We start from the raw sequence: 19,932 nt of genomic DNA on the forward strand, positions 1-19,932 counted from the left end.
TTCAGCATTTGCCCCAGGCCCAGACTAAGAGGCCCAGGGCTGAGTGGTTTAGTTACAAGGGGCAGGTCCGTTTTCAACGCCTTGACAAAGATCTTCCAGCGGGATCCATCCGGCATCAACAACCACGGACAAGTTGTCCTTAGTTATTGGAACAGGCGCCAGGAAAACCGAGTTCATCTCGGTCCCACCCGGTGATGTCCAGCTAACTGCGCCTTCGACATCAGCAGGGCTTGTACCACCGCTCAATGCGACAGCGATTTCGCCAGCGGCCATTCCGAGTTCGCGAGCATCCTTCCAAACCGAAACCGTCTGCGTACCCAGTGCGACACGGTTCAATGCTGCGTGGTCGCCGTCCTGACCGGAAACCGGAATGCCTTCCATGCCCTGTGCGGTCAGCGCAGCAACAACACCGCCTGCAGTACCGTCATTCGACGCGACGACTGCATCCACGTTGTTTTCATTTGCAGTTAGGATTTGTTCCATGTTTCGCTGCGCGTTCGCGGGCAGCCAACCATCCGTATAGGCTTCGCCAACGATTACGATATCACCGCTGTCGACGGCTGCTCCGATGATCTCTTGCTGACCACCGCGCAGGAAATCTGCGTTCGGATCAGTAGGAGAGCCCTTGATCATCACGTAGTTACCCTTGGGCATGGCTTCAAAAACAGCCCGGGCCTGCATTCTGCCGACTTCTACGTTGTCGAAGGTCAGATAGAACGCGCGGTCGTCCTCAATCAGGCGATCATAAGCAATGACCGGAATACCTTCGTCCGCCGCAGCCTGAACAGCCGGACCGATTGCCTGCGCGTCCTGCGCCAGAATGATCAGCGCGTCCACGCCCTGGGCGATCAGGCTTTCAATGTCCGAAAGCTGCTTTGCGGAAGACGATTGCGCGTCTGCCGAAATGTACTCGGCACCGCCAGCTTCAAGTGCCGATTTTATGGCCGCCTCATCCGTTTTCCAACGTTCTTCCTGAAAGTTCGACCAGCTTACGCCGACCACTGGCTCTGCGAATGCGGTCGAAGCCAACAAAGTGGCCACAGCCGAAAAGCTGAGAATTCTTTTCATGATTTCCTCCCATTTGCCGAGCCATCGCATTTCGATTCGCGGCTCTCACAAATTTCAATACCATATTTATTTCAGTCGGTAAAATATTTACTCTACAAGAGGCTGTCAAATTCAAATAGATTGGACCAACAGCAAGATTCGCGAGGACAAAATGCTGAAAAGCAAAGCCTCTCCGGTTTCTTTGGAACAAAGAAATACGACCCGCATACGGGTATTGGAGCACATCAGAGCCAAGGGGTCCGTCTCGCGGATCGATATTGCATCCGCCTTGCAAACCAGCCCTGCGACGGTCACCGCCGCCACGGCTGATCTCATCTCGGCCGGGCTGGTCAAAGAGACTGAAAGCCAGGCACAGTCAAAGTCGGGGAAGAGAGGCAGACCCAGAGTATTGCTGCAATTGGACGGCCAGATGCACCTTGTGGCCGGTCTAAAAGTGGCTCGGCAAGTGATCTCAGTTATCTTGGTCGACTTTGAAGGTACCGAAGTCGCATCCCATAAATATGCTTTGGATCACGCCAGAATGTCGCCGCAAGAATTTGTATCGGCGATCCGCGAAGCTCTTGAAGAAACCTGTAATCAGATCGATCGTTCTGTCGCTCATTTGGCAGGTGTTTCTATCGGGGTCGCTGGGCTGGTCGATGCAAACAAGAATTTTGTCCACTGGTCTTCTTCGATTACTGAGAGAAACATTGATTTTAGCCACTTACTTTCAAATGCGCTCCCCTGCCCCGCATTCGTTGACAACGACGCCAATCTTGTCGCCAAGGCCGAACAGCTTTTTGGCTTGGGCAAGGGCCTAAAGAATTTCCTCGTTGTTACAATCGAACATGGTGTTGGCCTTGGCATCGTATTGGATGGCAAACTATACCGTGGAGAACGAGGCTGCGGCGCTGAGTTTGGGCACACCAAAGTTCAACTTGACGGAGCCCTTTGCCAATGCGGTCAACGCGGATGTCTAGAAGCCTATGTGGGCGACTATGCTTTGATCCGCGAGATGACAGTCACCGGTCATACCAACGACATGGAAACCGTTTCCGACATACATGACCGCGCCAACTCAGGTGACGACAGAGCTTCATCTGTGCTTGCCCGCGCAGGTCAGATGTTTGGCCTCGGGATTTCCAACCTGATCAACTTGTATGACCCAGAGTGCATTATCGTCTCGGGGGCACAAATGAGCTTTGAGCATTTGTGTTCCAACGAAGTTATGACCCGCATTCAAAACGGCGTTGTGAATGTCGATGCACCTTTGCCCCAGATCAAAGTTCATCACTGGGGTGACATGATGTGGGCCAAGGGGGCGGCAGCCTATGGAATTGAACAAATCTCAATTCTCAAGGTCAAGGAGCTGACGGCGAATGCGTCTTGAGTTTGCGATATTTGCGACTTTGGCCACAGTTGCGAATGCGGACACTGTTATTCCCCAGTTTACAAATGTGGTTGTACCAAAACATGTCTATGATGGTGGGTGGGAGCATTTTGTCGGCGGTGGTGTGGCCGTTTTCGATTGCAATGGGGACTCGCTGCCAGAACTCTTTTTGGCTGGTGGTTCCAACCGGTCTCAACTGTTCATCAATACCTCGAACGAACAGATAGCATTTCAGGCAAAGACGCCTGAAGATCTTTCGCTGGCCGGTGTGTCCGGCACCTACCCTCTTGATGTTGATAGCGACGGCGTAATGGATCTGGCGATTTTGCGTGTTGGCCCTGACCTGCTTCTTCGGGGCCATCACGACTGCCAATTCAGCCCTTTCACTGAACTCGGCTTTCAGTCCGAGGATCACTGGACCACAGGTTTCTCGGCAACATGGGAAAGCGGGCAAACTTTACCGACCTTGGCGTTTGGCACCTATGTTGATCGGTTTGATCCCGAAGGTCCTTTTGAATCCTGCGGACCAACCCTTTTGTACCGCCCAGAAGGCAACTTGTATCACGAGCCACTGCATCTTGAGCCCGGCTACTGCTCACTTTCTATTTTGTTTTCGGACTGGGCTCGAACTGGCCGCGCTGATCTTCGCATCAGCAATGACCGTCACTACTATGTTCGCGGCGGTCACGAGCAGTTATGGGCGATGGAGCCTGAGCCTCGGCAATACTCGGAAGACGAAGGCTGGCTTCCATTTTCGATCTGGGGAATGGGGATCGCCTCTCGCGACCTTACAGGAGATGGATTTCCCGAAGTTTATCTGACTTCGATGGGTGACCAGAAACTCCAGATTTTTGACCCAGTGACAAACGGACCGACCTGGCGCGATGCAACTTACGATAAGGGTACGACCGCTCATAGACCGCATATCGGTGGAGACGGAAGGCCATCCACCGGGTGGCACGCACAGTTTGGCGACGTCAACAACGACGGCCGGGACGATATATTCGTGGCCAAGGGAAACGTAGAACAGATGCCCGATGCGGCTCTGAACGATCCCAATAACCTACTACTACAGAACTCCGACGGTCAGTTTATTGAAGCTGCAGCAGATGCCGGTGCTGCTTCGATGGCTAAGTCTCGTGGCGCGGCGCTTGCTGACCTGAACAACGATGGGAAGCTGGATCTGGTGGTCGTCAACCGAGGTTCTGAGCTCGAAGTCAGTCAGAACACTTCACCAGGTGGAGATTGGCTCTTGCTGGATGTCGCTCAGGATCAATCCAATCGCGCAGCAATTGGTGGATTTATTGAGGTTATAACTTCGCAAGGCGGTCAGACCCGCGAACTTACAGTCGGCGGCGGCCACGCAGGTGGTATCGCCGGTTTTCATCATTTTGGACTTGGGAAGGAAGACAAGGCGAAGGTTCGAATGATCTGGCCGGATGGAGCGAAAAGCGAGTGGCGGGAATACCCCTCCAACCAAATCATCCGAATTCGACGCTGATTACTTGTCGACCGGCAGCCCGCTTGGAACTTGGTCAGGTACACCTAGTCGCTGCGCCGGATCCTCAAGACTTTTAAGAAAACTGAGAAGAGCGTCAATTTCCTGATCCGTCAGGCTTACTTTCGACAAGCTGTTGCTTTTGGCAATCGCACCCAAGTTCTGATTATCCAACATTGCTCTTTGGTCGTCAGAGCCGGGGAAGTCCGGCAAGGTGGCCATCTCGATCGAGTAGTTTCGCAAGGACGCTACCGGGTCCAGATGGTGGCGCACAATATCTTCAAGGTCGGCATAAGCTCCGTTATGTCCGTACGGAGCAGTTAGGGTCACGTTGCGCAAAGATGGCGTGCGGAAAGCAAACGCGTCGTCGGGATCACCGGTCACGCGAAGACGCCCGTCGTCCCTGACATGGTTTTCAAATCGCGCTGCCTTTCCCGGGCCGATCTGCGGCATTGCAATCGAATGAAACTTGTGATCGGTCTGGAACCAGCCCGAGTGGCAGTTGCTGCAACCAGCTTTTCCATAAAACAAGCCCATCCCAATCTCGGCTTCTTCTGAAAGCGCGGCCTCCCCTCGCATCGCGCGATCGAACGGGCTGTTATCCGCACGCCACTCGAATGCGATAAAGTCCGCGATTACATTGGCAATTGCCGTGAACGCAATTCCATCATCCGGCGCTAAGTCCTCAAACCTCTGCTCGTACTCTGGAATGGCCGCAACACGTTCTGCAATCAGATCCCACGCACCGCCTTGCTGTGTTAGAAATCCGAGGCGAACCGCTTTGCTCACGTCATTCTCAGAATAGTGACCCGCCATTTCGTCTGGCGACAAAACCGGGAACATGGCCTGTGCGGCCAGCGCTGAATTGAAACCAGACCGCATATGAGTACCCAACGGGGTTCTGATACCATCAGGTTGCGTTGGGTCTGCCTCTAGTCGCCCATCGTGGAAAAACGTCGTGAACTCAGTGGCTCCGAGGTTCCAAAGCCCTGGTGAGTTTCGAGGAATACGTTGTTCCGGGGTGTTCTCTGGGTCCAATGTCCGCTCTGGACCCAACCCAATTCCCCCTTCCCCGATACCAAGGGAAACACCGTCGGACGTGCCAAGCCTGGGATGATGACAGGTCGCGCAGCTAATATTCTTGTTGCCAGATAAGATCGGGTCATAGAACAGCAAACGCCCCAGCTCAGCACTTGCAAAGCCGGGTTCGAGGAACTCCGGCAACGGACCAAGCGATTGGGCACGCGCGCTACCCACCGCTGAGATTGTTGAGCCGATAATCAAGAATAGCGAAACTGCTCTCATGTCATTCCTCAGAAACTTCTAGAGTGAGTTCCTGCCGATACGGATTCTCCGGAGTATAGATGATTGAAGGAAACGACGAGATATTCAGTGCGTTGGGATAACCCGAAGGCTCGATACATACACCACGCGAAGCGCGACGCGGTTTTGTCAGCTCATAGCCCGAATACACCTGCGCACCGAGCTGGTCAGAGTAAACCGTCAACGCAAGGCCAGAGAGTGAAGTGATTTTCGCTACCGGAGTTTTTGGGTCGCGATCATGATCAAAGCAGAAATAGTGGTCAATCCCATCAGGCACACTTCCAATCGTATTGGGCGTTAAAAAATCCAACCCGTTTTCGTTGGTCGCAAGCACTCTTCCCGACGGAATACCCTGTTCGTCGATTTCCAGATACCGATTTGAAGTTAGTTTAAGCGAATACTGGTTCACGCCTTCTGCGGCGCCCAATGTGTAGTAGTTGTGTTGCGCAATGCTTATCGGCGTCGGCCGATCAGGTTGTGCAGCTACTGAATAGACCAAGCGTGAACCCATTAGGCAGATCCTGACCTCGAACCTGATTTGCCCTGGAAAGCCGCCCTCCCCGTCGCGAGAAACGTAACCCAACAGGGCCTCATTCTGTGCAATCTGTTCAAGTTCCCAAAATTGTTTAGACAGCCCATCGTCTCCGCCATGTAGGGTGTTTTTGCCCTCGTTGGCGTTCAGTTCAAAACAAGCGCCCTCCAATTCAAACTTCGCGCCGCTGATACGGTTGGCAACACGCCCAACAATTGCCCCGAAGTAACGCGCATCGGTGTGATACTCGTTTGGATCGTCAAACCCAAGGATGAGTGGCACGTCCTTGTACCACCAACCTTGTGTGATCGCCCCATAGTTCAAAACCGAAACACGCATGTTCCCATCGGTGAGAATAGCAGATTCGATCCCAGAGGCTTTACCCGTTTCTGGATTCATCTTACTGCCAGCGGCGCAAGCGCCTGATAGAATTTCCTATATCTCCGGTATTCGTTTTCGTATGCGTCAATCAGGTCGCCTCGTGGTTCAATGCGTTCCTGAATTTCCGGCGGCGTCATGACTTGCGCCGGTTCAGCTCCGTTGGCAGCACATATCGCGAGTCGTGCAGCGCCCAAAGCGGCACCGAATTCGCTGCCTTTTGGCAAATCCAGTGGAACTTGCAAAACAGTAGCCAAGGTTTCCAGCCAGAACCGAGAACGCGCGCCTCCCCCAACTGCCATAAGACTGTCAGGCTGAGTTCCGGTGCTCTTCAATGCCTCCAGACAATCTCTCATTCCAAAAGAAACACCCTCCATCACAGACTGGGTCAACTCAGCGGGCTCCGACGAGATGTCCACGCCCAAAAACGCGCCTCGAATATGGCTATTGTTATGCGGCGTCCGTTCTCCTGACAGATATGGCAGGAAGGTGATCGCTGCAGGTCCGTTCAGTTTTTCAGGCATAGCTGAAGCGAGACTCTCCACGGGTTCGCCAAGATTGCGAGCAAGCCAGTTCATGCTGTTCGTTGCTGACAGCATGACACCCATTTGTATCCACCGATCAGGAACCGCATGACAAAAACAGTGCACGGCTGTTTCCGGATCAGGAGCATAGGCTTCCCGCGCAACAAGCAACACGCCGGACGTTCCGAGTGAGACAAAACCGGTGCCGTCGTTGATGCTCCCGATCCCGCAGGCAGCGGCAGCATTGTCGCCAGCACCTCCAGCCACGACAACCGGATTCGAAAGACCCCACTCCTGCCTCAAACGGACCTTCAACTCTCCACCCCGATCACTGCCCTCAACCAAGCTCGGCATCTGCTCGGCGCGCATGTGAGCTATGGCTAGTGCCTTTTTTGACCACCGCCGAGTGTCAACGTCCAGCCAGGATGTTCCTGCGCTGTCAGACATGTCTGAGACATATTCGCCAGTAAGCCAAAACCGCAAATAATCTTTAGGCAGCAATACCTTGCCCACCTTCGAAAACACATCCGGCTCATTCGCACGCAACCATTCGAGTTTCGGCGCCGTAAACCCCGGGAATACGATGTTTCCCGAAATTGCGCGCATCTCTGGTGTTTCATCTAGTGTCCGCGCTTCGTCGGCTGACCGAGTATCATTCCAAAGAATACAGGGCCTCAATATTTCGCCATCAGGATCCAGTAGTGTAGCGCCGTGCATGTGTCCGCTTAGGCCAATACCTCGCAATTTTGAGAACGCTTGCCGGTTGCCGACGCGCAGCTTCCCAACAACCTCTTCGCAAGCGTTGGTCCAATCCAAAGGATTCTGCTCAGACCATCCAGGCTTGGGTGTCGAAGTGGAAATGCTGACTTCGGCATCACCGACAACGTGTCCTGTGTCATCTACCAGAATCCCGCGGAGACCTGACGTTCCCAAATCCAAGCCCAGATACATTGAGCACCACCTGCCTAAATATTTTAATGGCTAAAATTTATTGAAATAGGGATCTTGTCAAGGCTCCGTAATAGGAGTGCCCTCCAATCGTATCTGGATCAGAAAACACGAACGCGACGTCCTTCGATACCCTGGACAGCCAAAAGAAAGACTGAGCAAGAGTTGGGTAAAATCGTCTGACCGAACATGGCGCAAGCCTGTTAGAAAAGCCACTTTGGCAAGAGGCAAGGTCTAAGCGAGTATTTCCCCAGTTTGACCGACAGCTAGCGTTCCACCATTAACCACTTCGACGTAGACGCCCATATCCATATGGCCCATCAATTGCCGAATAAGGTACGGTATTTTCAAGTCACGCTCGGCCGTTTTCGGGTTCACTTCAGTTGCTGCACACCTTTTTGTACGTGAGAGTATCTTCAACTCGACATCGCCAAATCTTAAAACTGATCCAATTGCATCCAGCTCAGCAAACGAAGGTAATCCGTCTATCTCAATATTCGCTCGGAAGCGCGCCGGTTGGATTTCTCCGTTCAGTTGTTCGCCCAACTTTTTCACAGAGGGCAGATTCAAAACGGATATCGCGTTCATCATTTGCGATGACACGACAGATACATCTGTAAACCTATGAGGAGCAGAGGAGACAAACTTTGGCGGCTCTGGATCTTTTAAATCGATCTCTGAAGAAAGGAACTCTGCTGCCTTCTCCCGATCTTCAGACTCTCGCATATCAAAGCGTCGTGTCTTTCCGTTCGCATTGATCTCAAGTGCCTGGGACTCAATTTCAAAATCGGTCTGAATGCCTGCCAGTGCAGCCTCGTTCAACAAAACGACAAAACGATCTTTCGGCAGTGGCGTTGGGTTCTGCATGTCGAAACCGGAGTTGTAGCGAGCAAATCCGAACAGACGATCGCCCGGAATGCCATCTCCTGCTCGCAGCGTCACAGTGCGCATAGGCTCGGAACTCAAGCCTTTTATAGGGTAGCGGTTCAATCGGACGATGGAGAGATTGCTCATACGTCTACACCTGACCAAAAAGAGTTAAGCACGATCCCGAATTGTCCGCGCTGTTTGACGCTATCTCGAATTCTCAAAGGTATCGACCAAATAATATTTGAGCGCTTCAGAAGCGGGTTAGCTAAACCTGTTGGCTACGTGACGGCTGCGCCCATTTAAGTCGATATGACCATTCGATACCTCGCTGCCGAAAATACATTCGCCTCAAAGTCAATGAATAATTTCTTTATGATTCAATAACTAAGAGAAAAAACTGGCTATCTCTTCCGGTTTCTTGAGGTACGAACCTCAAAATTATCTGGACTTGAGGTGCGTACCTCAAATAGCCTTGGATGTATGCCGCGATTCGCACATCCTCGATTGACGGCGCAAAAAGGGAGGAATGGATGACTTACACAAAACTGGCCTCGACCAGCGCAATAGTCCTTGCCGCTACTACTCTTTCTACCAAGGCAAATGCTGAAGATCTGACGCTCTGTTGGGCTGCATGGGACCCGGCCAACGCGCTTGTTGAGCTATCAAAAGAATTTGAAGCAGAATCCGGCCACACCATGAACTTCGAATTTGTTCCTTGGCCAAATTTTGCGGATCGGATGCTGAACGAGCTGAATTCTGGGGGTAAGCTCTGCGACCTACTGATCGGTGACAGCCAATGGATTGGCGGTGGCGCTGAGAATGGTCATTATGTCCAGCTGAACGAGTTCTTTGATGCTGAAGGCATCAGCATGGACGATTTCGCGCCGGCCACTGTTTACGCTTACTCGACCTGGCCTAAGGGCACACCAAATTACTACGCGCTGCCTGCGATGGGCGATGCAAACGGCTGGTTCTATCGCAAGGACTGGTTCGAAAACCCCGAAATCCAAGCCGCATACAAAGAAGCAACTGGTCAGGACCTTCGTGAACCTCAGTCTCAGAAAGAATTGCTGCAGATCGCGCAGTTCTTCCAAGGTCGTGAAATCGACGGCAAGACAGTCTATGGCGCCGCAATTTTTACCGAGCGCGGTTCGGAAGGGATCACCATGGGTGTGACCGGAGCGCTGTATCCTTGGGGCTTCAAATACGAAAACACCCCGGGCTCATATGACATGGAAGGCGCGGTAAACTCACCCGAAGCGGTTGAGGCACTGGAATTCTACAAGGAGTTCTACAAAACGGCGACGCCTCCGGGGTATACCAACTCTTACATGGGTGAGAGCTTGGACGCCTTTAAGTCCGGTCAGGTCGCCATGGCTATGAACTGGTTTGCGTTCTTCCCAGGTCTTTATGCCGACCCCAATACTGGCGGTGACAAGATCGACTTCTTCGTGAACCCACCACAAAATCAGGCAGGTTCGACACTGGGCGGACAAGGTATTTCTGTCGTCAGCTACTCTGACAAACAGGACGCCGCACTTGAGTACATTAAGTGGTTTGCACAGCCGGAAGTTCAGGCCAAATGGTGGGAGCTCGGCGGCTACTCGGCGCATAACTCCGTGCTGGAAGATCCTGGTTTCGTAGACAGCCAGCCGTTTGCCGGCGACTTCCTGGAAGCAATGGGCGGTGTACAGGATTTCTGGCAAGAGCCTGCCTATGCGGAACTGCTGCTGGCAATGCAGAAACGCATCCACGACTACGTGGTTGCCGACCAAGGTACAGCTCAAGAAGCGCTTGATCTTTTAATCGAAGATTGGACGGAAGTCTTCGAAGACGAAGGAAAGCTGTAGTCCGGACGCAGACAGGAGCGGGTGCAATCCCGCTCCACCTTCACCCGTGAGTCTTAAACCAACAAGAACTGGCAAAGAGATGTCTGACAGGACAATAGATCGCGTTGCACAGGCAACGCCCGAGCGAGTTGCGCGAAAAATCCGAGGATTATCCGACCGCGCGATCGCCTGGATATTCATCTCCCCAACGATCTTTCTTTTGCTGGCGATCAACATCTTTCCGTTGATCTGGACCATCCAATTGAGCTTTACCAACTACAAGGCCAACCGGATCGGGCGCGAAGTCAAAGATGTCGGCTTCAGGAATTACGAGCGTATCCTGACGGACTCGGACACCTGGCTAAATATGCAGGCGACGGCGCATTTCCTGTTCTGGACGATCTTTTTCCAGGTCCTGATCGGGTTTACTCTGGCGTGGTTGATCAACAAGAAATTCAAGGGCAACGATCTTTGGACCACGATTATCGTGCTGCCAATGATGCTGTCCCCGGCGGTTGTCGGGAACTTCTGGAAGTTCCTGTATCAACCTCAAATCGGACTGTTTAACTACATCGTGTCCTGGTTTACCGGCAAGGACCCGTCGAGCTTTGAAATGCTGGGATCCGTGACGTTGGCTCCGTGGGCGATCGTGATCGTCGACACCTGGATGTGGACCCCCTTCGTGATGCTGATCTGTCTGGCCGGTCTGCGCAGCATTCCCGATTACATCTACGAGGCGGCTGAAATCGACAGGGCCAGCAAGCTGCGACAGTTCTTTACGATTACCATCCCGATGGTGCTACCGTTCCTGATGCTGGCCGTGCTGTTTCGAGGCATAGAGAACTTCAAGATGTTCGACCTGGTTGTTCAGCTAACCGGCGGAGGCCCCGGTTCTGTAACGGAACTCACTTCGATCAACCTGAAACGCGAAGCCTTTGAGAAATGGCGTACGGGCTATGCCTCGGCCTATGCGATCATCCTTTTCGTCACCGTGTTCGGCCTCGCGTCGATCTACGTCAAAGCCCTGAACAAGGTGAAACAGAGATGAGCAGTTTTTCCGTCACCGAACCTTCGAACCGGTCCAAGTGGATCGCAGGATTCCTGGTAATTACTTATGCGCTGATCACGATGATCCCGCTGGTTTGGATCTTGCTGACTGGCTTCAAGTCCCCGGCCGATGCGATCAGTTACCCACCCAAAGTGGTCTTTGACCCCACGCTTGAAGGCTACGTCAATCTCTTCACCACACGAACACGGCAAACGCAGGAGTTTCTGGAAGCAAACCCACCGCAGAACTGGGCCGATGAGATCGTGCGCCAATACGACATGGTGATTGTCGGGCCATCCAAGTTCGGCGAGCGCTTTATGAATTCGGTGATCATCGGATTTGGCTCAACGTTCTTGAGTATCTTCCTTGGCACGTTGGCCGCCTATGCCTTCAGCAGGTTTAAAGTACCGCTTAAGGACGACCTACTATTTTTCATCCTCAGTACAAGGATGATGCCCCCGGTCGCCGTCGCCATCCCGATATTCCTGATGTTCAGAAACCTTGGTCTCAGCGACACGCATTTGGGAATGATCCTGCTGTATACGGGCGTGAATATTTCCTTGGCGGTTTGGTTGCTGAAGGGTTTCATAGACGAAATCCCAAGAGAGTACGAAGAGGCCGCCCTCATAGATGGCTACACGAGATTTCAGGCCTTCTACAAAGTGGTGCTGCCGCAAGCCGCAACCGGCATAGCCTCAACAGCTATCTTTTGCCTGATCTTCGCCTGGAATGAGTACGCGTTTGCCGTGCTGCTGACATCCGCGAATGCGCAGACTGCGCCACCGTTCATCCCGACCATTATTGGTATTGGCGGCCTGGACTGGCCTGCTGTGGCGGCAGGTGCCACGATCTTCCTGATCCCCGTCATGATTTTCACCATCCTGATGCGCAAACATTTGCTGCGTGGGATCACATTCGGAGCCGTGCGCAAATGAGCGATTTTCTAACCGGATTGATGCGGCTCCGCCGCGGCCCGTGGGAGATGGTCGCAACCATCCTTATCGCACTGGGAGTCTTCATGCTGATGCAACCCTTTGTCCTTTGGGCCTTCACCTATTCCTTCATCGTCACGCTGATCGGAACCGTCATGTTCATCATCGTCAGTCATTTCCCGGAGTAGAAATGGCCCAGATCGTAATCAAAAACGTAAGAAAGATGTTTGGCGATTTCACGGCTGTCCGCGAAAGCTCGTTCACGATTGAGGACGGTGAGTTTTTCATGCTGCTCGGGCCATCCGGCTGCGGAAAGACGACGACGCTGCGGATGATAGCTGGATTGGAACTTCCAACATCGGGTGAAATCTATCTGGACGGTGAAGAGATCAGCCAGCGGCCACCGTCGGAGCGGGACATTGCCTTCGTGTTCCAAATGTTCGCGCTGTATCCCCACATGAACGTGCGCAAGAATATCAGCTACCCCCTGATATCGCAGGGCATGCCGCGTGCTGCTGTCAAAGCCAAAGTAGAGGAAGTCGCGGGAATTCTGGGGATCAACGACATCCTCGATAGCCCAGTAGGTGGGCTTTCGGGCGGCGACAGGCAGCGCGTGGCGCTGGGTCGCGCGATTGTTCGCGAACCCAAGGCATTCATGATGGACGAACCTCTTGGTGCCCTGGATGCCGAATTTCGCGAGCATATGGCCGAAGAACTGCGCGCACTTCATGATCGCATGGGCGCGACCACTGTTTACGTCACACATGATCAGTTGGAAGCCATGCAAATGGGCGACAAGATCGTGGTGATGAATAATGCTGTGATCGAGCAATTCGGTACACCCCAGGAAATCTACGACAAACCGGCTACGATGTTTGTGGCGGATTTTATCGGGTCTCCTTCGATGAACTTCCTGCCGTTTGAGGGAAAAGTCGAGCCTGGTTCGGAAATGGTTCGGCTGAATGGCCATGACGAAGCCGTGCCGAGGCTGATGGAAGGGGCGGAAGGTGACTTGGTTTTTGGCGTTCGCCCCGAGCATGTTTTTCTTTCGGATGGGAGCGAATACCGGGCCAAGGTCTTGGCCGCAGAATACTTGGGAACCACCCAGATCGTAACATTGCAAAGTCCGAACGGAGAACTGAAAGCTCGCATTGATGCACGCGAGGTCGTCAGTCCCGGTGAGACAGTGGGATTGGAGTTCCGCTCCCCCGCAGTAACTTTGTTTGAGAAATCTACCGGGCGCGCGTTGAGGTCCGCTCTGAACGACGAGGTGCTGAGCAATGGCTGAAGTCGTTTTGGAGAATATCTTGAAGTCATTTGGCAACGTCAAAGCGGTGGACGGTATTTCGATGACGATCCCCAACGGTGCATTTGTGGTGTTGTTGGGCCCGACTGGCGCGGGAAAAACAACGACGCTGAGATTGATATCCGGACTCGAGAAACTGGATTCAGGAACTGTGCACATTGCCGGGCGTGACGTTGGAATAGACACTCCCGCTCAGCGCGATGTAGCGATGGTCTTCCAGCAGTACTCGCTGTACCCGCATATGACAGTGCGGGAAAACCTGTCCTTCCCTCTACGGTCGCCGATCCTGAAGACCCCAGAGGACGAGATCACCAGGAAGGTTAATGAGGTCTCGGAGATTCTTCAGATCCCGCACAAACTGGATAACAAAGCCACTGAACTGTCTGGCGGTGAAATGCAGCGCGTTTCAATTGGACGAGCGCTGGTGCGTGATCCCCAAATCTTCCTGATGGATGAGCCGCTCAGTTCTTTGGACGCCAAGCTTCGGGCGGATTTGCGGGTCGAGTTGAAAAGGATTCAGGCCGATCTGGGGTCAACCTTGCTCTACGTGACCCATGATCAGGTCGAAGCCATGACAATGGCGACGCATATCGGTGTTTTGGAGAACGGCCGGTTGGTTCAGTACGGAACACCTCGGGACATTTATGAAAACCCGGGCAGTGTTTACGTAGCCAGCCGATTGGGTCTGCCGCGGATAAATATCCTGCCGTCCGGGTTGTTCGAAGGCGATCACAAAGGCCCGCAGATTGGCCTACGCCCGGAAAACATCATTGAAGGCGAAGGCAGTGAAGCGCGTGTCATACGTGCTGAACATCTGGGGGATCAAACGCGGTTGCACCTGGACTTAAACGGTCACCCGGTTGTGACCTTGATTGATGTCCATCAGGATTATCCATCTGGAAAAGTTATAAAAATCCGCCCCCACAACCCTTTGTATTTTGACGCGTCCGGCGCGCGAGTGAATTAAGGAGCAAAAGCATGGCCCAGTTCCTCAACACAAAAGAAACTCTGGTGACAGAGGCGATAGACGGCCTTCTGGCCTCCTCCGGAGGGCAACTTACCCGGCTGGACGGATACCCACACATCAAGGTGATTTTCAGGTCGGATTGGGACAAGTCGAAGGTCGCCTTGGTGTCAGGCGGAGGATCTGGCCACGAACCCGCCCATGCAGGTTTTGTTGGCCCCGGTATGTTGACAGCAGCGGTGTGCGGCGAAGTGTTTGCTTCCCCGTCGGTAGAGGCGGTACTGGCGGGCATTCTTGCGGTTACGGGTGAGGCTGGGTGCTTGCTTATCGTGAAGAATTACACCGGTGATCGGTTGAACTTTGGACTGGCAGCTGAACGCGCCCGTGCATTGGGCCGCAAGGTAGAGATGGTTGTTGTTGATGATGACATCGCCCTGCCCGACCTTCCGCAACCACGTGGCGTCGCAGGCACGTTGTTCGTACACAAGATCACCGGAGCGCTTGCAGAAAGCGGTGCGGATCTAGACACCGTTACCAAAGCAGCAACAAGCACTATAGCAAAGGTTGTCAGCATCGGCATGAGCCTGGACACCTGTACCGTTCCGGGGTCTCCAAAAGAAGATAGGATTGCACCCGGGAAGGCAGAGCTTGGCTTGGGTATCCATGGTGAACCCGGCGTGCAGCAAGTCGAATTCTCAAATGCTGTATCGGCGATGTCCACAGTGGTGGAGAAGCTGAAACAAAGGGTTGGGTCCGGCGATTGTGTGGCGTTGGTCAACAACCTTGGTTCCACAACTCCGCTGGAAATGTCTGTCCTCGCGCATGCCTTGTCCGAGACTGGTATTGCCCATCACATCATCGGCCCGGCGCCAATGATGACATCGCTGGATATGCACGGGTTTTCTGTTTCTATTCTGCCTGTAGATCAGAACGATTTAGCGGCACTTGAAGCTCCTGTTGATCTGGCGGCTTGGCCCGGCGTCAATTCCATCGACCCGATAAAAGTAGCGCCTTTGCCTGATGGCCTGACCCCTATCGATCCAATTCCTTCGAACAATCCCGCCACAAGGGAGACGATCACCCGATTGTCTGAACTGCTCATCAACGCCGAGAAGAACCTGAACGAGCTGGACGCGAAATCCGGAGATGGCGATACAGGAAGCACGTTGGCGACGGCCGCTAGAGCGTTGCAAGGTAGCCTTGACCGAATGCCGCTCGCTGACCTGACACAACTGTTTCCGGCGTTGGGCAATGAGTTAAGCCAGACAATGGGTGGTTCTTCCGGCGTGATACTCGCAATTTTTTTCAACGCGGCTGGAGATGCCTCTGCGAGCGGGGCTTCGGTACCGAAGTCACTGGTCGAAGGTCTGAATCGCGTCAGCCAGGTTGGGGGTGCCAAGGTAGGTGACAGGACAATGATTGACGCCCTGGCACCGGCACTTGCCGCTCTGCCATCTGGTCTGGCGCATGCGGCCGAGGCTGCCCGCGAAGGCGCGAACAACACCGCGAATATTCGACGTGCGAAGGCAGGCCGCGCAGCCTATGTTCCCGAAGAAAACCTAGTTGGGCATAACGATCCGGGCGCTGAGGCTGTTGCTTTGTTGTTTGAAGGCTTAGCGCAGGAGATTGAGGGCTGAAGAACACGTGGAAGATCAAACACGAAAACTAGAATTGGTGAAAAAGCCAACTGTCAATGACATCGCTCGCGTGGCGGGTGTCAGCCTTGCGACCGTTGATCGGGTGTTGAACAGGCGCCCTGGCGTACGAGCAGTGACTGTACAGAAAGTACAGAGGGCGATTGATGAGCTAGGCTATGTGCGCGACACGGCCGCAGCCAACCTGGCGCGAAACCGCGTCTACAATTTCCTCTTTGTTTTACCAGACTCGGACAACGAGTTTGTGGAGGCAATAAGCAGTCAAATCGCTGAACAAACACGTGACCAATTTATCCAACGGACGCGCATTGCAGTAAAGAACGTCGCTCCGTTCGAGCCGCAAGATATCGTCAACATTCTAGATGCAGTCGACAGTTTGGACGTTGACGGTGTCGCCGTTTTCGGGCCCGAAACGCCTTCTGTCCGCGACGCTGTAAAAAGGCTCAGGGACAAAGGCGTTCCGGTGGTTGCCTTGGTGTCCGACTTGCCGAGTTCTGAGCGAGACCACTTTGTCGGAATTGATAACGTTTCGGCAGGACGAACTGCCGCTCGGCTGATGGGAAGATTTGTCCATCGCGAAGGTAAGATCTTGGTTCTTACAGGATCCCGTTTGGCGCGTGACCACCTGGAGCGTCGTCAAGGCTTTGACCTTGTTGTGGCTGAAGAATTTCCGCACCTCGAAGTCGTAGCATCAGTCGAGGGCCGGGATGACCCGGATCTGATTTACAAGATGATGCCTGAAATATTTGAAACCTACCCAGATCTGGTCGGAATATACTCGTCAGCAGCGGGTAATGCAGGCCTGATTCAATTCCTTTCAGAGAACAAGCTCAGCGAAGATCTGGTGATCATAGCTCATGAGCTTACACCGCTCAGTCGTGAGGCGCTCACGCTCGGTACATTTGACGCTTTGATCTCGCAAGACACCGGGCACATTGTACGTTCAGCCGTCCGCCTGCTGCGTGCGACTTCGGATAAGGTTCCGTTCAACAAAGCGCAGGAACGTATCCGCATCGACATCTATCTGAAGGAAAATTTACCGCCATAGAGGCTTAGGTTTTGGGGAGGAGATTTTATGAAGACGATCAAAGGACCAGCTTTGTTTCTTGCGCAATTTGCAGGGGACGAAGCGCCGTTCAATTCGTGGGACGCGATCACTAAATGGGCAGCTGAGTGTGGATACAAAGGCGTTCAGGTGCCCAGTTGGGACGGCCGGCTGTTCGACCTGGAACAGGCCGCATCCAGCACCGGTTATTGCGAAGACTTCAAAGGTAAAGCCAGGGAAAATGGCGTCGAAGTCACTGAACTGTCAACGCACCTTCAGGGCCAACTTGTGGCTGTTCACCCGGCCTATGACAGTGCGTTTGACGGCTTTGCGGCTGAAAGTGTGCGAGGGAACCCGAAAGCCAGACAAGAATGGGCGGTGGAACAGGTCAAAAAGGCGCTATCGGCTTCAAAAAACCTGGGTATTTCGGCTCATGCGACATTCTCTGGCGCGTTGGCGTGGCCCTATGTCTATCCTTGGCCGCAGCGCCCTGCTGGTTTGATCGAAACGGCGTTTGATGAGCTCGCTCGGCGTTGGGTGCCGATCCTGGATCACGCCGAAGAATGCGGCGTTGACGTCTGTTACGAAATTCACCCAGGTGAGGACCTCCACGACGGCGTGACGTACGAGATGTTTCTCGAACGGACAGGCAATCACCCACGCGCTTGCATGTTGTACGACCCGTCGCACTACGTGCTGCAATGCCTCGACTATCTGGACAATATCGACATCTACAAAGATCGGATCCGGATGTTCCATGTCAAAGATGCCGAGTTTAACCCGACCGGCCGACAGGGTGTTTATTCCGGGTATCAAGGCTGGGTCGATCGTGCCGGGCGCTTCCGGTCGCTTGGCGATGGCCAGGTGGATTTCGGGGCGGTCTTTTCAAAAATGGCGGCGAATAACTTTGATGGCTGGGCAGTTGTCGAATGGGAATGCTGCCTCAAACACCCCGAGGATGGAGCGCGTGAAGGCGCTCAGTTCGTGTCCGATCACATCATCCGTGTGACCGAGAAAGCCTTTGATGATTTCGCTGATGGTGGCGCAGACGAAGCCGCCAATCGTAAAATGCTGGGGATTGAGTGATGGTCACAGGACGCAGTGAAGAAACCTCGGGTCGCATTCGCCTTGGCATGGTTGGCGGCGGAAACGACGCCTTCATAGGCGGTGTTCATCGCATAGCCGCTCGACTAGACGACAAGTTCGAGTTGGTTGCCGGTGCGTTGTCTTCGACGCCTAAAAAATCCATGGAAAGTGGGCAGGCATTGGGGCTTGAACGAGTCTACGAAGACTTCAAACAAATGGCGATCAGAGAAGCCCGGCTGAAATCTGGAATCGAGGCGGTCTCAATCGTCACGCCAAATCACGTTCACTATGCAGCCGCGCGTGAGTTCCTGAAGCGCGGTATTCATGTAATTTGTGACAAGCCACTCACCTCGACCCTTGCCGATGCAAAAAAGCTGGTCAAAGCAGCTGAAAGCGCGAATGCCCTATTCATTTTGACCCACAATTACACGGGCTATCCGATGGTTCGGCAGGCACGTGAAATGGTTGCCAACGGCGATATCGGAAAGATACGCGTGGTTCAGGTTGAATACCCGCAGGACTGGCTGACCGTGCAACAGGATTTCAAACAGGCAGAATGGCGAACCGATCCCGAGCGCTCGGGCGCGGGTGGATCAACCGGTGACATCGGAACCCATGCTTACAACCTCGCTTGCTTTGTAACCGGGCTGAAGGCGGAAAGCTTGGCGGCGGACTTGCAGGCCTTTGTGCCGGGGCGCAAAGTCGATGACAACGCGCATGTGTTGCTACGTTTCGAAGGTGGAGCGCGCGGTATGTTGTGGTCTTCTCAGGTGGCTCCCGGCAACGAAAATGCACTCCGATTGCGAGTCTATGGCGAAAAAGGTGGGCTGGAGTGGTCTCAGGAAGATCCTAACTATCTTTGGTTTACGCCCTACAACGAACCCAAGCTTCTAATCACCCGAAATGGAGCTGGGGCTGGTGATCCTGCCAATAGGTTGAGCAGAGTTCCTCCGGGCCATCCCGAGGGGTATCTGGAAGGGTTCGCGAATATCTATGGGGAGGCTGCGGAGGCGATCCAAGCTTTCCGAAACGAGACTTCACCTGACGCTTCGGTTGTTTATCCAACGGTTCGCGACGGCCTCAATGGCGTTAAGTTTGTAGCCGCATGCGTGCAAAGCTCTTCAAAAAATGCGGCTTGGATCAAGTTGGAGTAAAGTCTGGTTGTGCGGATTTAGTGGACATCTTGAAAAACGCTGTGAGTATCTGCCAAGAACTGAAGCTCGCACAAACTATATAGATGAACACTCCGGTACAACAAGCTGCGAGCATCGCTGAACGGATGTTATGTGAACCACCTTAACGCTGTACCATCACTCGCCGAGGTCCTCGTCATTCGCATCCCCAGTTTCATGAATCTCTTGCTTTTTCATATGCCAAATGAATGCAATGTGATTTATGACGCGATCGATCTCATCTACCTCGCCTGTAGTATGAGCGGCTGCAATCAGTTTGAACTGCGTTTCTAAGTCTTCAGCGAGGTCCGCGTCACTGGTTCACAGGTTGTCCCTAGCCCCCACCATCGCGACAAACTCCGCAAAATCTTCTTCCCACATCTCA

General features: G+C 53.4%; 17 protein-coding genes. 12 read left to right on the forward strand and 5 right to left on the reverse strand.

Translation table 11 applies throughout. The annotated features are described in order from the left end of the window. Window positions 1-48: 48 nt before the first annotated feature. Window positions 49-1,068, reverse strand: coding sequence for a D-xylose ABC transporter substrate-binding protein (gene xylF / locus ACR0JR_RS04815; RefSeq protein ID WP_480455245.1), 1,020 nt, complete (start codon window positions 1,066-1,068; stop codon window positions 49-51). A gap of 151 nt (window positions 1,069-1,219) precedes the next feature. On the opposite strand from xylF, the gene ACR0JR_RS04820 reads away from it, so the two are divergent. Together ACR0JR_RS04820 and ACR0JR_RS04825 are read left to right on the forward strand one after the other, a co-directional pair. Further along, on the forward strand, window positions 1,220-2,437 hold the full coding sequence (locus tag ACR0JR_RS04820; RefSeq protein ID WP_480455246.1) for an ROK family protein: 1,218 nt from the start codon (window positions 1,220-1,222) through the stop codon (window positions 2,435-2,437). Further along, a complete protein-coding gene (locus tag ACR0JR_RS04825; protein WP_480455247.1) occupies window positions 2,427-3,938 on the forward strand; it encodes a CRTAC1 family protein in 1,512 nt (503 codons plus the stop codon). The genes ACR0JR_RS04820 and ACR0JR_RS04825 overlap by 11 nt, the downstream gene beginning before the upstream one ends. Here the strand turns inward: ACR0JR_RS04825 and ACR0JR_RS04830 are convergent, their stop codons facing one another. From ACR0JR_RS04830 to ACR0JR_RS04845, 4 genes are all read right to left on the reverse strand, one after another. Then, on the reverse strand, window positions 3,939-5,240 hold the full coding sequence (locus ACR0JR_RS04830) for a cytochrome-c peroxidase (RefSeq protein WP_480455248.1): 1,302 nt from the start codon (window positions 5,238-5,240) through the stop codon (window positions 3,939-3,941). Between the two features lies 1 nt (window position 5,241). Beyond that, window positions 5,242-6,189: an aldose epimerase family protein gene (locus ACR0JR_RS04835; protein ID WP_480455249.1), complete on the reverse strand. Its 948-nt coding sequence runs from the start codon at window positions 6,187-6,189 to the stop codon at window positions 5,242-5,244. Next, window positions 6,186-7,643 (reverse strand): xylulokinase, encoded by a 1,458-nt coding sequence (gene xylB / locus ACR0JR_RS04840; RefSeq protein WP_480455250.1) that lies wholly within the window; start codon window positions 7,641-7,643, stop codon window positions 6,186-6,188. The genes ACR0JR_RS04835 and xylB overlap by 4 nt, the downstream gene beginning before the upstream one ends. A 231-nt stretch (window positions 7,644-7,874) precedes the next feature. Continuing rightward, window positions 7,875-8,654: an MOSC domain-containing protein gene (locus ACR0JR_RS04845; RefSeq protein WP_480455251.1), complete on the reverse strand. Its 780-nt coding sequence runs from the start codon at window positions 8,652-8,654 to the stop codon at window positions 7,875-7,877. Window positions 8,655-9,040: 386 nt separating this feature from the next. Here ACR0JR_RS04845 and ACR0JR_RS04850 point away from each other — a divergent pair, with 386 nt between their 5' ends. From ACR0JR_RS04850 to ACR0JR_RS04895, 10 genes are all read left to right on the forward strand, one after another. Then, complete coding sequence (locus ACR0JR_RS04850) at window positions 9,041-10,360, forward strand: ABC transporter substrate-binding protein (protein ID WP_029622076.1); 1,320 nt, start codon at window positions 9,041-9,043, stop codon at window positions 10,358-10,360. A 79-nt stretch (window positions 10,361-10,439) separates the two neighbouring features. Further along, on the forward strand, window positions 10,440-11,387 hold the full coding sequence (locus ACR0JR_RS04855) for a carbohydrate ABC transporter permease (protein ID WP_480455252.1): 948 nt from the start codon (window positions 10,440-10,442) through the stop codon (window positions 11,385-11,387). Next, on the forward strand, window positions 11,384-12,322 hold the full coding sequence (locus ACR0JR_RS04860) for a carbohydrate ABC transporter permease (RefSeq protein WP_010442361.1): 939 nt from the start codon (window positions 11,384-11,386) through the stop codon (window positions 12,320-12,322). The genes ACR0JR_RS04855 and ACR0JR_RS04860 overlap by 4 nt, the downstream gene beginning before the upstream one ends. After that, a complete protein-coding gene (locus ACR0JR_RS04865) occupies window positions 12,319-12,507 on the forward strand; it encodes a hypothetical protein (RefSeq protein ID WP_010442360.1) in 189 nt (62 codons plus the stop codon). The genes ACR0JR_RS04860 and ACR0JR_RS04865 overlap by 4 nt, the downstream gene beginning before the upstream one ends. A gap of 2 nt (window positions 12,508-12,509) precedes the next feature. Next, on the forward strand, window positions 12,510-13,607 hold the full coding sequence (locus ACR0JR_RS04870; RefSeq protein WP_480455253.1) for an ABC transporter ATP-binding protein: 1,098 nt from the start codon (window positions 12,510-12,512) through the stop codon (window positions 13,605-13,607). Then, window positions 13,600-14,592 carry an ABC transporter ATP-binding protein gene (locus ACR0JR_RS04875; protein WP_480455254.1) on the forward strand — a complete coding sequence of 331 codons (993 nt, stop codon included), beginning with the start codon at window positions 13,600-13,602 and terminating at the stop codon, window positions 14,590-14,592. The genes ACR0JR_RS04870 and ACR0JR_RS04875 overlap by 8 nt, the downstream gene beginning before the upstream one ends. 11 nt (window positions 14,593-14,603) lie before the next feature. Then, window positions 14,604-16,226 (forward strand): dihydroxyacetone kinase subunit DhaK, encoded by a 1,623-nt coding sequence (locus ACR0JR_RS04880; RefSeq protein WP_480455255.1) that lies wholly within the window; start codon window positions 14,604-14,606, stop codon window positions 16,224-16,226. 37 nt (window positions 16,227-16,263) lie between these two features. Further along, a complete protein-coding gene (locus ACR0JR_RS04885) occupies window positions 16,264-17,292 on the forward strand; it encodes a LacI family DNA-binding transcriptional regulator (RefSeq protein ID WP_480455256.1) in 1,029 nt (342 codons plus the stop codon). 27 nt (window positions 17,293-17,319) lie between these two features. Continuing rightward, window positions 17,320-18,375, forward strand: a complete 1,056-nt coding sequence (locus tag ACR0JR_RS04890) for a sugar phosphate isomerase/epimerase family protein (protein WP_480455257.1) — start codon at window positions 17,320-17,322, stop codon at window positions 18,373-18,375. Beyond that, window positions 18,375-19,529, forward strand: coding sequence for a Gfo/Idh/MocA family protein (locus ACR0JR_RS04895; protein WP_480455259.1), 1,155 nt, complete (start codon window positions 18,375-18,377; stop codon window positions 19,527-19,529). The genes ACR0JR_RS04890 and ACR0JR_RS04895 overlap by 1 nt, the downstream gene beginning before the upstream one ends. Window positions 19,530-19,932 lie beyond the last annotated feature (403 nt).

This window comes from Ruegeria sp. AA3 (assembly GCF_056542905.1).